General features: G+C 51.4%; 10 protein-coding genes and 3 pseudogenes. 2 read left to right on the forward strand and 11 right to left on the reverse strand.

Going from position 1 to position 13,253, the window contains the following annotated elements; translation table 11 throughout:
• Window positions 1-257 precede the first annotated feature (257 nt).
• The 4 genes and pseudogenes from IEX16_RS19645 to IEX16_RS20410 all read right to left on the reverse strand — a co-directional run.
• On the reverse strand, window positions 258-1,169 hold the full coding sequence (locus tag IEX16_RS19645) for a hypothetical protein (RefSeq protein WP_188710259.1): 912 nt from the start codon (window positions 1,167-1,169) through the stop codon (window positions 258-260).
• Between the two features lie 279 nt (window positions 1,170-1,448).
• Window positions 1,449-2,142, reverse strand: a pseudogene (locus IEX16_RS19650) (IS5 family transposase); the annotation flags it as partial.
• A 53-nt stretch (window positions 2,143-2,195) separates the two neighbouring features.
• Window positions 2,196-4,676 (reverse strand): glycosyltransferase, encoded by a 2,481-nt coding sequence (locus tag IEX16_RS19655; protein ID WP_188710261.1) that lies wholly within the window; start codon window positions 4,674-4,676, stop codon window positions 2,196-2,198.
• 155 nt (window positions 4,677-4,831) lie between these two features.
• Window positions 4,832-5,016, reverse strand: a pseudogene (locus IEX16_RS20410) (integrase core domain-containing protein); the annotation flags it as partial.
• A gap of 13 nt (window positions 5,017-5,029) precedes the next feature.
• Here IEX16_RS20410 and IEX16_RS19665 point away from each other — a divergent pair.
• Window positions 5,030-5,266: a hypothetical protein gene (locus IEX16_RS19665; RefSeq protein ID WP_188710262.1), complete on the forward strand. Its 237-nt coding sequence runs from the start codon at window positions 5,030-5,032 to the stop codon at window positions 5,264-5,266.
• A gap of 35 nt (window positions 5,267-5,301) precedes the next feature.
• On the opposite strand, the gene IEX16_RS19670 is transcribed toward IEX16_RS19665, so the two are convergent.
• The 7 genes and pseudogenes from IEX16_RS19670 to rfbB form a co-directional block, all read right to left on the reverse strand.
• Entirely contained in the window at window positions 5,302-6,240 is a 939-nt protein-coding gene (locus IEX16_RS19670) for a phytanoyl-CoA dioxygenase family protein (protein ID WP_188710263.1), read from the reverse strand.
• Between the two features lie 111 nt (window positions 6,241-6,351).
• Window positions 6,352-6,714 (reverse strand): annotated as a pseudogene (locus tag IEX16_RS19675) (adenylyl-sulfate kinase); the annotation flags it as partial.
• On the reverse strand, window positions 6,701-8,029 hold the full coding sequence (locus IEX16_RS19680) for a UDP-glucose dehydrogenase family protein (RefSeq protein ID WP_188710265.1): 1,329 nt from the start codon (window positions 8,027-8,029) through the stop codon (window positions 6,701-6,703). The gene IEX16_RS19680 and the pseudogene IEX16_RS19675, both read right to left, overlap by 14 nt.
• Before the next feature lie 28 nt (window positions 8,030-8,057).
• Complete coding sequence (gene rfbC, locus IEX16_RS19685; RefSeq protein ID WP_188710266.1) at window positions 8,058-8,612, reverse strand: dTDP-4-dehydrorhamnose 3,5-epimerase; 555 nt, start codon at window positions 8,610-8,612, stop codon at window positions 8,058-8,060.
• Window positions 8,612-9,496 carry a glucose-1-phosphate thymidylyltransferase RfbA gene (rfbA, locus tag IEX16_RS19690; protein WP_188710267.1) on the reverse strand — a complete coding sequence of 295 codons (885 nt, stop codon included), beginning with the start codon at window positions 9,494-9,496 and terminating at the stop codon, window positions 8,612-8,614. Before rfbA ends, rfbC begins: the two co-directional genes overlap by 1 nt.
• Window positions 9,497-9,512: 16 nt before the next feature.
• Window positions 9,513-10,415: a dTDP-4-dehydrorhamnose reductase gene (gene rfbD, locus IEX16_RS19695; RefSeq protein WP_188710268.1), complete on the reverse strand. Its 903-nt coding sequence runs from the start codon at window positions 10,413-10,415 to the stop codon at window positions 9,513-9,515.
• 9 nt (window positions 10,416-10,424) lie between these two features.
• Entirely contained in the window at window positions 10,425-11,480 is a 1,056-nt protein-coding gene (rfbB, locus tag IEX16_RS19700; protein ID WP_188710269.1) for a dTDP-glucose 4,6-dehydratase, read from the reverse strand.
• Window positions 11,481-11,740: 260 nt separating this feature from the next.
• Here rfbB and IEX16_RS19705 point away from each other — a divergent pair, with 260 nt between their 5' ends.
• The gene (locus tag IEX16_RS19705) at window positions 11,741-13,141 is read left to right on the forward strand and encodes an FAD/NAD(P)-binding protein (RefSeq protein WP_188710270.1); all 1,401 of its coding nucleotides are present in this window, start codon (window positions 11,741-11,743) and stop codon (window positions 13,139-13,141) included.
• Window positions 13,142-13,253: the final 112 nt, after the last annotated feature.

A 13,253-nucleotide genomic window follows, 5' to 3' on the forward strand; every position in this document is an offset into this window, starting at 1 on the left:
GTCCATCATTCTCCGGGTTGATGGACTTCTTGGAAAAATGACTGGTACGGTTTATGGGGGGCAGGTCAGACCACCTGACGGGTAAATTAAAATTGTAAACCCCAACACTAAAAATCTTTCTATGGCTCCGGTCAATCCACAAAAGGAGCCAGTTTTGTAGTGAAAAAAAAATTAAAAACTACCGATTTATGACATGTCACTCCTTCAATAATATAATCTAATTTCTCCATTATAAATAGCATCTTGCCCTAGCCCCATTAACCAATCTCAATCGGTGAGTTTTCCAAATCTACCACCTCGTTAGTAACTCTTGCTCTTATTTTCACAATAGAATTTTCAGGTATTGATAAATAAAATTCAAAGGCGCATGGCTGCGCAAATCTTATTGATAGGTCTGAGCGTACTAAATTTGCAATAGTTGCACCAACTTTTTCGTCATTTACAAATATATCAACATTTGCAAATTGCTTCTTATGCACAAATCTAGCCCAACCATATACAATATTATTCTCAATCTTATCCAAAAAGCCCTGTGCTTTCGTAATTCTAGAATTATCTAAATATTCATGAGGATTAGGCTGTACAAATTTAATGGCATCATTTATTTGGGCAATCGTAGGAGTTAAATCATAAAAATCAATGAGGCTATGAATAAAATTTTTGGGGTTAGAAAGCGCCTTATCATAGGAGACCAACATGGCATAAGGTTTTTTTAATTCTAAAAACTCTAAGGAGTTAGCATACTGCTTGATAGCGCGCCGCATTGCAGGGGAAATGTCTTCCAGTGCAGATATTACATTCCGCTGTGCGATCGAAAGAATATCTTTGTAAATAAAAATATAAATTGGTGAATTAAACTTATCATCAGCGTATTTTAAATATTCAATAGATGAAGGTCTCTTCCAGCCCCATTTAGCATTTTTTACTGAATATTCATTAATAATTTTATCGATTTGAACTTCGTCATTATCTTCAAATGCTTTAGAAAGTCTTGTATCTTCATATACAGGCGCAACGGCCTTATCACCCATAAAAATTCCTAATTTTGCCAGCACGCCTGCAACCATCGACGTCCCACCTCGTGCGGTACCTACTACTATTATTGGTTTATTTTTGTTTACCATCTTACCGATAACAGTTATTCCATTATTAATTAGTAATTCACTCATCTTATAATCCTTTACTCCAAAAATCTTTATCCTAGGGATCGTGTCTAAAACTCAGTTTGAGAAGCAGACATAACTAAATATTTCTCTCTTGATGAAACATCAGTATCGACTACGGCCGTGCAAGGCTGTGACAGGCCATTTTTCAGCTCTTTTGCAGCCCTTTGGCTGTGCAAAGACTCACTCATGCTGGCCTTGAGCTTTTCCGCCTTCGCCAATTCACCTCACGGCGTGTGTTTTTGCACCCGTCGCGTGCCATTGCACGCATTACACGCCCGTCGCCTCAGGCCACTTGGTGGCCCCCTGATACCCCGTATCAGCGAAGACGACCCCTTCTTCACCGTGCAGCGGACCATGACATTGGTTCACGTCGTTGACGTGGGCCGCTGTGCCGCTGTGCCGCTGTGCCGATGACGGTGTGCACCAGACCCGAATCTGCATCGACCCCAATGTGCCCTTTTATTCCAAAGTGCCACTGATTGCCTTTCTTGGTCTGGTGCATCTCGGGGGCTCGCTCACCAGAGCTGTTCTTAGTCGAGCTCAGTGCAGCAATCAACGTGGCATCGACCGCGCTGCCGGTCTTCAGCAGCAGGCCGTGGGCGCTCAAGTTGGCGTTGATGACTTGCAGGACCTTCGGGCTCAGCTCATGCTCTTCAAGCAAACGGCGAAAGCGCAGAACGCTGACCCGGTCAGGAATGCGCTGGGTACCGCTGATGCCTACGAAGCCACGGTAAAAGCAGGTCTCGAACAAGGCCTCTTCGGCCCCAAGGTCAAACAGGCCAAACCACTGCTGCAGGAAGTGGATACGCATGGTTGCGACATCAAACGACGGGCGTCCGGTCTTGGCAACTGACGCGTGCGGGGTGATCAGCGCCAGCAACTCGGACCATGGTACGACTTGACTCATCTCTTAGAGCAAGATTTGTGTGCGCGTGCGGCGGGTGCTCAGATCAAGGCCAACGTCTTTTTGTTTCATGCAGTCATTACCCGCAATTTGCGTGCCCCTGTCGAGCTGATTGAGGGAGAGTTTTAAACATGATCACTAGAAGTAATCGAAAAATCTTCCCTATCTTTGGTCAGATTCGGACTGTAATATGGATCTATTTTCAACAAATCGCCCCATTTTTTCTGCATAAATTCAACTTCGCCACCAAAACGCTCTTGTTTTGCTAGCGTATCCTCAATGCCACGACTGATAGATTCATAATGATAAAGCTCCGCATACGGTGTCCACAAATTGCGATAACCAGCCTCTCGCACTTTCAGACAAAAATCTACATCGTTAAAAGCTATTTTTAGGTTTGTTTCATCAAGACCACCAACTTTTTCGTACACGTCACGACGTACAAGAAGACAAGCAGCCGTCACGGCGGACATTGTTTGGGTGAGAAAGAGACGACTAAAGTATCCGGTATTTGAGCGTGCAAAATATTTATGGCTGTGGCCAGCAACGCCACCAATACCGCACACAACACCACCATGCTGTAGTGTGTCATTGCTGTAGTAAAGTTTGGCGCCAACACAACCAATATCAGGACGAATTGCGTGAGAAAGCATCTCTGTTAGCCACTCAGGGCTGATGACTTCAATGTCATTGTTGACAAGCCCAATCACCACGCCCCGCGCATGAAGAACACCAAAGTTATTGATTGCGGAGTAATTAAAGGGGCAGTCGTAACGTAGGACACGAACTCGACGGTCTTCTTTTTGGATCTGCTCAAAGAATTCAAGGGTTTCACTTTCGACACTTCCGTTGTCAAGAATCAAGATTTCATAATTTGTGTACGTTGACCTGTCAATGATGCTACGCACACAGGTTTCAGTGAGCGCCCGCCGGTCGCGAGTCGGAATCAGTAGGCTAACCAAGGGGGGAGATTCAGGTAGTGGCCAACGCACCCTATAAGTGTTGGGAACTTGACCAGGTTCCACGGAAATACGCGGGTTGACGGTCAGAAAATAGTCTTGTAACGCTTTTACGCCGGCGTTCATGGTGTAACTCTTTTCGCCAGAAGCCAGTGCGGTAGAGCCTTCAACCATTCGCCAGTGGTACAGCACACGTGGAACATGGATGATCTGATCATGACGGACATGCGGCAAGCAGCGCAGCAGCAAATCCTGGTCTTGGCTACCCTCCACACCGGGGCGAAATCCGTTGATACGGTTCAAAAGTTCACGCCGGTACACGCCAAGATGTGACACGTAGTTCTGGGAATAAAAAAGATCGGGATTCCAGTCGCTCTTGAAGTTCGGCTCAAAACGCGCGCCATTCTGGTCAAGCTTGTCTTCGTCGCTGTAAAAAAATTGCGCGTCCGGGTTCGCGTTGATGGCCAATGCTATGAAGTACAGCGCGTAGTCTGGCAAGGCATCATCGTGGTCCAGCAGTGCGACGAATTCGCCATGAGCGATCTCAAGTGCGCTATTAGATGCGTGTGAAATATGGCCATTTTCTTTGCGGAACACGACGCGAATGCGGGCGTCTTTGGCTGCATAGGCTTCCAGTAGGCGACGCACATGGGGTTTGGGAGATGCATCGTCTGCAATGCAGAGCTCCCAATGCGGGTAGGTTTGCGCTATTACAGAGTCAATGCATAGAGACAAGTATTGTTCGTCTGTATTAAAAACTGGCATCACCACGGATATAACCGGCTTTATCGAAAGATTAATAATGTTTAAATTAACCTGCTCAGCGGTTGGTAGGCTTGGTTTTTCTATACACTCAATCCAATCCTCATAGGCAATTGAATCAGATCTACCCGTAAATAATTCTTGGTAATTATAAAAAATGTGTTCTACGAGAATAAATTTATTACTATATGCACGTTTTTCAAATTTCATTTGAATCTTATATGATGCTGAGTCTTTAAGTTTCACCTTGGTCCTTTGGCTTAACATCTCTTGAAGCATAATATCCTCAGCATCTGCAACTGCTACAGGTGTAATATGCAGCCCAATAACCCTAAAACGACCTTGACTTTCTTTTGGATCAAATCGAATTTCACTGCAATATTCTTTAAAATATACTATTCTTTTGGCTAATTTTTTGGAGTTATATGGTAATGAAAAAGTGTTTTTTTCCGAATAACCATCACCATAATTTAAATAAAATTTGGCAAGATTGGTGCGGCGTGATGATTCAACTAATAATTCAATTTGGTACCAACCGGCTTCAAAGTATCTTTCTTGTTTAGGTTTAATATGAAAGTGCGGGTCATCACCAACTGATTTCCAGTATTCTGAATCATCGAAGTCAGGTTCAAGATGCTTGATGGGTACTAAATTATTGGTTATATCTCTTTTTTCAGGCTTAGCTTTAGTTGCTGCTGGCGATGGACCTAAACGTTTTTTCAATAAATTCAGATTGAACAGAATATTGCTTCTAATAGGTTCTTTAGAGTGCTTAAGAGCGTCCTCATAGAGGACAATTGCAAGTTCAAAGTCTTTGTTTTTAAAAGCAGCATTTGCGCAAGTCAACTTTGATTCTGTAGGGTGAGTTTGTGTGATAAGTTTCATGGTTATCTGTTTGTGAATGGATAAACAGTTTGGGTGACCTGCTCCCGTCCAGCCGTAACAATCAAAATTCCAGAAGTCTGTGGTCGGCAAGATTTACCGATTCCTGCCTTGGTCTTGCTCTTATGCTTTGAATCGCCCGTTAACTGGCGATTCAAAGCGGCGAATGTCGCAGGCGGCACGTGCCCGCAAGTGCTGTGCGGTCTGGTCTCGTTGTGGTCGCCTATCCTTGTGGCACTATCTGGCGTGCCTGTTACAGCGACTCGAACCAGTTCTCGTCCAGACGACACTCCTCTTTGAAGGTTCCATTGAAGCTCTCAATGTATGCGTTCTGCTTGGGGGCAGGTCAGCAGAGCATGGGCAACCCGGAAAAAGGCTGGACACCAGAGCGGCGCAAGCTGCAGAGCGAGGCTATCAAGCGGTGGAAACAGTGGGAGCAGTCCACCGGGCCAAAAAGCCCCGAAGGTAAGGCGGCGGTATCGGGTAACGCCTTGACTGGGGGGCAGTCGGTGCAACTTCGCGAGCCAACCAAGACGATCAATTCCTTGCATATGGCATCGCGTGAGCGGGTCTCGAACTTGAAAACCAGTTAAACATAGCATTGCTCTGGTGTCCCATTGGCCAAAGCTTAGTTAGGTATGCGGCCTTCACTACGGCCGTACATATCGAAATGGACTGCTCCTGATGCAAAGGAGCCGTTCTTTACTGCCGCTGCGACATCAGGATAGCGAGCGAGATATACCTCTTCGACAAAAGGCATTTTCACGATCTCCGAAGCTGGAAGCTTTTGCGGCGCTCGTTTCAGCCAGAAAGCACCTGACTGTGGCATGAGCGTTTCGTGTCTTGAGCGACAGTCAACCTCAGAATAGTAATGAAACACTAAAGATTTCCGCGTGAGAGCTGGATTCTTGATTTGACCACCACCATGAAGTAGGTCAGAGTGCCAAACAAAAACGTCTCCTTTCTTCGCTGCGAAGCTGGTTATCTTCAGTCCCTTTTGCTTCACCTGATTCGCCATGTACGTGTGCCAATTAGGCATTTCGCCTGGGATGAAATGGTAAGAGCCGTTGCTGAACTTCATTTGTTCAATCAAGTGACTACCGGGGTAGTACTCTAAGGGTCCAGCATCGGGGTGTGTATCTTCCAAAGCTACCCAAATGGCTATAAGGTGCTGTGGTGTCGCCGGGGTCATGTAAAGCGAGTCGACATGGGCAGGTTGGGCGCTACCTTTTTCGAAGTAGAGGCTATTGCATAAAACCGGCGTGTGGCCGAGAAGATCTTGCAAGATAGACCCTATACCGTTGTTCAGTGCCAAGGCGCGAACCTCTGGAACGACCAGGTGGAGATCGTTGATCTTCATTCGGCGGGTCATAGCGTCCTGAAGGCTCAGTAGACCCAGCGCAGTTCGGTCTCCGGTGTCAAGCATGTCTACAACCACATCCAGTGGGCGCTCCCTTCTAATGCTTTCGACTCGTTTTACTGCAAGATCTATCCAAAGAGAGGAGAAAAATTTCGGCAAGACGGCGTAACCATCGTGATCAAACTTTTCCTTTGTGTTTATCTTCAAGCTTTACTCCGTTGAGATAAATGTAAATTACTGTAGCGAAGAAAGTCCGATTGTCAAACCATTTGACCTATCACCTTCGTTAATTTGAGGACCTGAAGACGGTTTACGTTTACGCTGAGCTGCAAAGGGCGAAATCAAACTTACCAGCACAATCAAGCCTGCGTCCGTCATCAGTTTGGCAGTCTCGGCCACCCGCCGGATGTTCTCTACGCGATCAGCCTCGCTGAAGCCCAAATCGCTATTTAGGCCATGGCGCACGTTGTCGCCATCCAGCATATACGTATGGCGACCCTCAACAAAGAGGCGCTCTTCAAGCAAATTGGCCAAGGTGGTCTTGCCCGAACCCGACAGGCCGGTCAACCAAATGCAGCGCGGCGTCTGGTTCAACCGGGCAGCGCGATCGGCCTTGCTAACCTGCAGCCCTTGCCATTGACTATTGCTGGCCCCTCGAGCGCAAAACTCAGGCATCGGCGCGTCCTACCGAGAAATACTCCAACCCCGCCGCCCGCACCCGTGCCGGGTCATACAGGTTGCGGCCGTCAAACACCACGGGCTGATTCAACAGCTGCTTCATCAGCGCAAAGTCCGGGCTTTTGAAGGGCTTCCACTCGGTGACGATCAGCAGCGCATCGGCGCCCTTCAAGGCGTCCATCGGGCTGTTGACAAGCTGCAGGTCGGCCCGGTCGCCGTAGAGTCGCCGCGCCTCGTCCATGGCCACAGGGTCATAGGCCTGCACCGTGGCGCCCAGCGCCCACAAGCGCTCCATGATGGCGCGGCTGGGTGCAGCGCGCATGTCGTCGGTGTTGGGCTTGAAGGCCAGGCCCCACATGGCAAAACGCTTGCCGCGCAAGTTCTCGCCAAAGCGCGCTACCAGCTTTTCAACCAGCACCAGCTTTTGTGCATTGTTGGTTGCCTCCACCGCCTCCAACACCCGCAGGGGCACGCCCACTTGCTGCGCGGTGCGCTGCAGCGCCTGCACGTCTTTGGGAAAGCAACTGCCGCCATAACCGGTGCCTGCGTACAAAAAGTGGTAGCCAATGCGCTGGTCAGAGCCGATACCGCGGCGCACCTGCTCAATGTCGGCACCCAGCTTCTCGGCCAGGTTGGCCAGCTCGTTCATGAAGCTGATGCGCGTGGCCAGCATCGCATTGGCGGCGTATTTGGTGAGCTCGGCGCTGGCAATGTCCATCACCACCAGGCGCTCGTGGTTGCGCTGGAACGGCACATAGAGCTCGCGCAACAAGTCGGTGGCAAAGTCGCTGTCGGTGCCAATCACAATGCGGTCGGGGCGCATGAAGTCTTCAACTGCCGCGCCTTCTTTCAAAAACTCGGGGTTGCTGGCTACATGCCAAGTCAGCTGCACATCCCGCGTTGCCAATTCTTCGGCAATGGCTGCGCGCACCCGCTCGGCCGTACCCACCGGTACGGTGCTTTTGTTGACAACCAGCTTTTCCTCCACCATGTGGAGGCCAATGCTGCGGGCAGCTGCGAGCACATACTGCATGTCGGCGCTGCCGTCTTCGTCGGGCGGGGTGCCGACCGCAATGAACTGGATCTGGCCAAACGCCACGGCCTCTTGCACACTGGTGGTGAAGTGCAGGCGCCCCGCTGCCACGTTGGTGCGCACCAGCTCTTGCAGGCCGGGCTCGAAAATGGTGATGCTGCTCGCGTTCAAGGCTTCAATCTTGGCCGCGTCGAGGTCAAGGCATAACACGTTGTTGCCCACCTCGGCCAGGCAAGAGCCTGTGACAAGGCCGACATATCCGGTCCCTATGACTGATATTTTCATAATCGGTCTGCAGAAAAATAAAAACCGCTCAAACTTTCTGGAAAGTTACGGCCTCGCGCAAATTACAGCCCTGTTGATCTTTGGCTGAAAGCAACGGCTCTGCCCCCATTTCCGGCCAAGCAATACCAATCTCCGGATCGTTCCAGGCTATGCAACGTTCATGCTCTGGCGAGTAATAGTCAGTGGTTTTATACAAAAACTCAGCCGTCTCGCTCAACACCACGAAGCCGTGGGCAAAGCCGGCAGGCACCCAAAACTGTTTTTTGTTGGCGGCCGAAAGATGCAAACCCACCCATCGCCCGAAGGTAGACGAATGCCGCCTCAAGTCCACTGCCACATCAAACACCTCGCCTTGCACCACCCGCACAAGTTTGCCCTGCGGCTGCTGAATTTGGTAATGCAGGCCGCGTAATACATGCTTAGCCGACTTGGAGTGGTTGTCTTGCACAAAATCAACATTCAAGCCCGTGGCAGCCCGGAAGGTTTGCATATTGAAACTCTCAAGAAAGAAACCCCGCTCGTCTCCAAATACTTTGGGTTCAAGCACCAATAGGTCTGCAATGGCGGTTTGCGTTACTTTCATCAAAATACCTTCTCTTTCAACAGACCCAACAAATATTGACCATAGCCGTTTTTGGCCAACGGTTGTGCCAGTATTTCCAGCGCCCCAGCGTCAATCCAACGGTGTCGGTAGGCAATCTCTTCGGGGCAAGCAACTTTGAGACCTTGTCGCTTTTCCAGGGTGGCAATAAACTGCCCGGCTTCCATCAAGCTGTCGTGGGTACCCGTGTCAAGCCAGGCAAAGCCCCGGCCCATGATTTCCACGTTCAATTCCTCCTGATCCAGATACAAGCGGTTGAGGTCAGTAATTTCTAACTCGCCGCGAGCCGACGGCTTGAGGTGGCGGGCCAAGTTGACCACCTGGTTGTCGTAAAAATACAAGCCGGTCACCGCGTAATTGGACCGAGGTTGCATGGGCTTTTCTTCCAGGCTGAGCACACGGCCTGCCGCATCAAACTCGGCCACACCATAACGCTCGGGGTCATGGACGTGGTAGGCAAACACGCTGGCTCCCACCTTTCGTGCCTCAGCATTAGCCATAAGCTGCTGAAAGTCGTGTCCATAAAAAATGTTGTCGCCCAGCACCAGGGCAGACGGGTCGTTGCCAATAAAGTCTGCGCCAATGACGAAAGCCTGTGCCAGCCCGTCGGGGCTGGGTTGAACAGCGTATTGCAGGTTAATGCCCCACTGACTGCCATCGCCCAGCAGTTGCGCAAAGCGCGGCGTGTCTTGTGGGGTGCTGATGATCAAGATGTTGCGAATGCCCGCCAGCATGAGCGTGCTAAGCGGGTAATAAATCATGGGCTTGTCGTACACCGGCAGCAGTTGTTTGCTAATTGCCAGTGTGGCCGGGTGTAGCCGCGTGCCAGAGCCGCCAGCCAGGATGATGCCTTTTCGTATTGTCATGGCTATTTCACTAGGTTTACAAAATTTCAGCCAACATGCGATTGACCCCCGCTTGCCAGTGCGGCATGGTTAAGCCAAAGGTGCGCTGCAGCTTGTTGGTGTTCAGGCGCGAGTTGTGTGGACGCTTTGCCGGTGTTGGAAATGCGCTGGTGGGCACCGGTAGTATTTCGGTTGCTTTCATTTGAATAGCTGGTTGCAGCAACTTGGCTTGTCCGAGCACATGCTTCGCATACTCAAACCAAGTGGTTTCACCGGAGGCAACCAAGTGGTAGATGCCTGCGATTGATTCACTCTGCGCATCGCGCAGCCTGACCTGCCGAATGACCTGCGCCGTAGTGTCAGCCAACAAGTCCGCTCCAGAAGGCGCACCCATCTGATCGTTAATGACAGTGAGGCGCTCGCGCTCCTGAGCAAGGCGCAGCATTGTCTTGGCAAAATTGCCACCACGCGCTGCATAGACCCAGCTCGTGCGAAAGATCAAGTGGCGGGTGCAGCCTTGCGCAATCAGCCGCTCACCTTCGAGTTTGCTGCTGCCATAAGCGCTCAATGGGCCTGTAGGGTCAGACTCAACCCACGGTGCGCTGCCACCACCATCAAACACATAGTCGGTGCTGTAGTGCACCAGCCAGGCACCGATCTGGGCGGCTTCACGCGCCAGCACTTCGGGTGCGTGGGCATTGATGGTGCTCGCCAGCTCGGGTTCGCTCTCGGCTTTGTCCACCGCGGTGTAAGCCGCGGCGTTGACGATGACATCGGGTCGAATTGCGCGCACGGTCGCTGCCAGACCAGCCAGGTTGGTCAGATCGCCACAAAACTGGCTGCTGTGACGGTCCAGCGCAATGAGCTCACCTAATGGTGCCAGGCTGCGCTGCAACTCCCAGCCGACCTGGCCGTTTTTACCGAGGAGAAGGATTTTCATACTGGACTTTCACGCGTATTGCTTTTGCACCCAATCGCGGTAAGCACCGCTTTGCACGTGGGCGACCCATTCGGGGTGGTCCAGGTACCACTGCACCGTCTTTCGAATGCCAGAATCAAAAGTTTCAGCTGGTTTCCAGCCTAGCTCGCGTTCCAGCTTGCGGGCATCAATGGCGTAACGGCGGTCATGGCCGGGGCGGTCTGTGACGTAGGTGATCTGGTCTTTGTAAGGCTTGGCGTCGGCACGGGGTCGCAATTCGTCCAACAGAGCACACACGGTGTGCACAATCTCCAGATTGGCTTTTTCGTTCCAGCCGCCCACGTTATAGATTTCCCCCAGCCGGCCGGCTTCCAACACCCGGCGAATGGCGCTGCAGTGGTCTTTGACATACAGCCAGTCGCGAATTTGCTGGCCATCACCGTACACTGGCAGGTTTTTACCAGCAAGCGCGTTGACAATCATCAGCGGGATGAGTTTTTCAGGAAAGTGGTAGGGCCCGTAGTTGTTTGAGCAGTTGGTGGTGAGCACAGGAAGGCCGTAGGTGTGGTGCCAGGCGCGCACCAAGTGGTCGCTGGCGGCTTTGCTGGCGCTGTAGGGGCTGTTGGGCTCGATGTGGCTGGACTCGGTGAAGGCCGGGTCGTCTTTGGCCAGACTGCCATAAACCTCGTCGGTAGAGACGTGCAGAAACCGGAAAGCCGCTTTTTGGTCGGCTGGCAGTGCAGACCAGTAACCCCGCACCGATTCAAGCAGACTGAAAGTGCCGACGATGTTGGTCTGGATGAATTCACCGGGGCCGTGGATGGAGCGGTCAACATGGCTCTCAGCGGCAAAGTTGATGACAGCGCGGGGTTGGTGCGTTGCCAGCAACTTCGAGACCAGGGCAGCGTTACCAATGTCGCCCTGCACCAGTGTGTGGCGCGCATCACCCTGCAGGCTTTGCAGGGTTTCGGGGTTGCCCGCGTAGGTCAGTTTGTCGAGGTTGATGACCGGCTCGTCCTGTATTGCCAGCCAGTCGAGTACAAAATTAGCGCCAATAAAGCCGGCTCCGCCAGTAACCAAGATCATTTTTAATCGTTCTCAAAAAAATTCGCTAGGGACGATGTTCAAAACTCTCCCCCAATCAACTCGACTTGGGTACGTAAATTGCAGATAGTGGCCGCATCAAACAAAAGGGCCTTGAGCTTGATCTGAGCACCCTCGCACGCGCAAGCAAATCTTGCTCGAAGACATGGATCAAGTCATGCCCTGGTCCGAATTACTGGCGCTGGTCGCGCCGATTTGTAAAGCAGTTAAAGTAATGTTTTGTTAATGTTATTCCAAAAAGTATGAATTATGAGTCAACATCCGAACTGGTGGTTGTGGGCGCTGGCTTTTCGGGCATGGCCGTTGCCATCCAATTGTTAAAACGCCTCCGCGGGACCGCTTGTGTCTGTCTTATAAACCGGAGTTTGAGTTTTGGCCGTGGCTTGGCTTATGGGACCAACTCACCTAGCCATCTCTTGAATGTGCCTGCCGGTCGCATGGGAATCGAGCCAGGCCATGAATCCGGCTTTATCGAATATCTTCAAAGTCGTGGGATGCCTTACGGCGCAAGTGATTTTGTACCGCGCAGTCTATATGGCGACTACCTGGAGCACAGCCTGTTGACGGCACAGGCTGGTGCTGATGAAGGTGTCCGACTTGAGATCCTTGAGGATGAAGTAGTTGCTATCGATCCAGTGTCCGAAGGTGGCATACAAATCTTGCGCTTGAGCTCGGGCGTTATCATCAAGGCCACACAGGTTGTTCTGGCTTTGGGTAATTTCATGCCCCGACCGCCGGCCACAGGTCATTACGCAGACTGGACGAATCTACCCCTGATTAACGACGTGTGGTTGCACGGACAGTTGGAGCGCCTACCCCGCGATGCAAGTGTTCTACTGATTGGGACCGGTTTGACGGCCTATGATGCCGTGCTCCGACTGCTTGACCAGGGTCACCTTGGCCCCATAAGCATGCTTTCGCGGCGTGGCTTATTGCCACAGCCCCATCGAGAACAGGAAGTACCGCCGGCATCCGGCATAGTGCCTGCCGACTTTCTATTGGACGAATCAAGCGTTTGTCAGCAACTGCGACGCGTGCGTGAGCTGATTCGGCACACATGCGCCTCGGGCAATGACTGGCGCGACGTGATTGGGGGCCTACGTAGCCATACACCTCGCTTGTGGCACCAGCTCGGCGTAGGTGCACGGCAGCAATTTCTGCGGCATCTCCTTCCGTATTGGGATACCCACCGCCACCGCGCTGCACCGGCCATTTTCAACCGAATACAGCTGGCTATTCAGCGCGGTCAGCTTCAAGTGCTTGCCGGGCGCCTCATGGACATCGATGTAAAGGATGCTAACTGCGCGAATGTCAGATGGAAAGCAAGGGGTGCTACGCAGTCTATGATGACCAGCTACGCAGCTGTCGTCAACTGTACAGGCCCTTCAAGCGACTTGAAGCGGGTGAGCGACCCGCTGATTGTGCAGCTTCGTGAACACGGTATGTTGGGCATAGACTCCGAAGACTTGGGTCTACGCGTGGATGACAGCTATCGCATCATCCGATACGACGGGCATCCGCTTGCGGTAGTCCGCTATGTAGGGCCGTTATTAAAAGCACAGTTCTGGGAGGCCACGGCGGTTCCTGAGCTGAGGAGCCATGCAGTGAGGTTGGTGGACGCCATGCTTGGACCACGAATATAAATGAACTTCCCAAGTTCTAGGGACGATGTTCAAAACTCTGCCCCCATTGACCTGCCCCCCATAAACCGTACCAGTCATTTTTCCAAGAAGTCCATCAACCCGGAGAATGATG

Source organism: Polaromonas eurypsychrophila (assembly GCF_014641715.1).
Lineage (GTDB): Bacteria > Pseudomonadota > Gammaproteobacteria > Burkholderiales > Burkholderiaceae_C > Polaromonas > Polaromonas eurypsychrophila.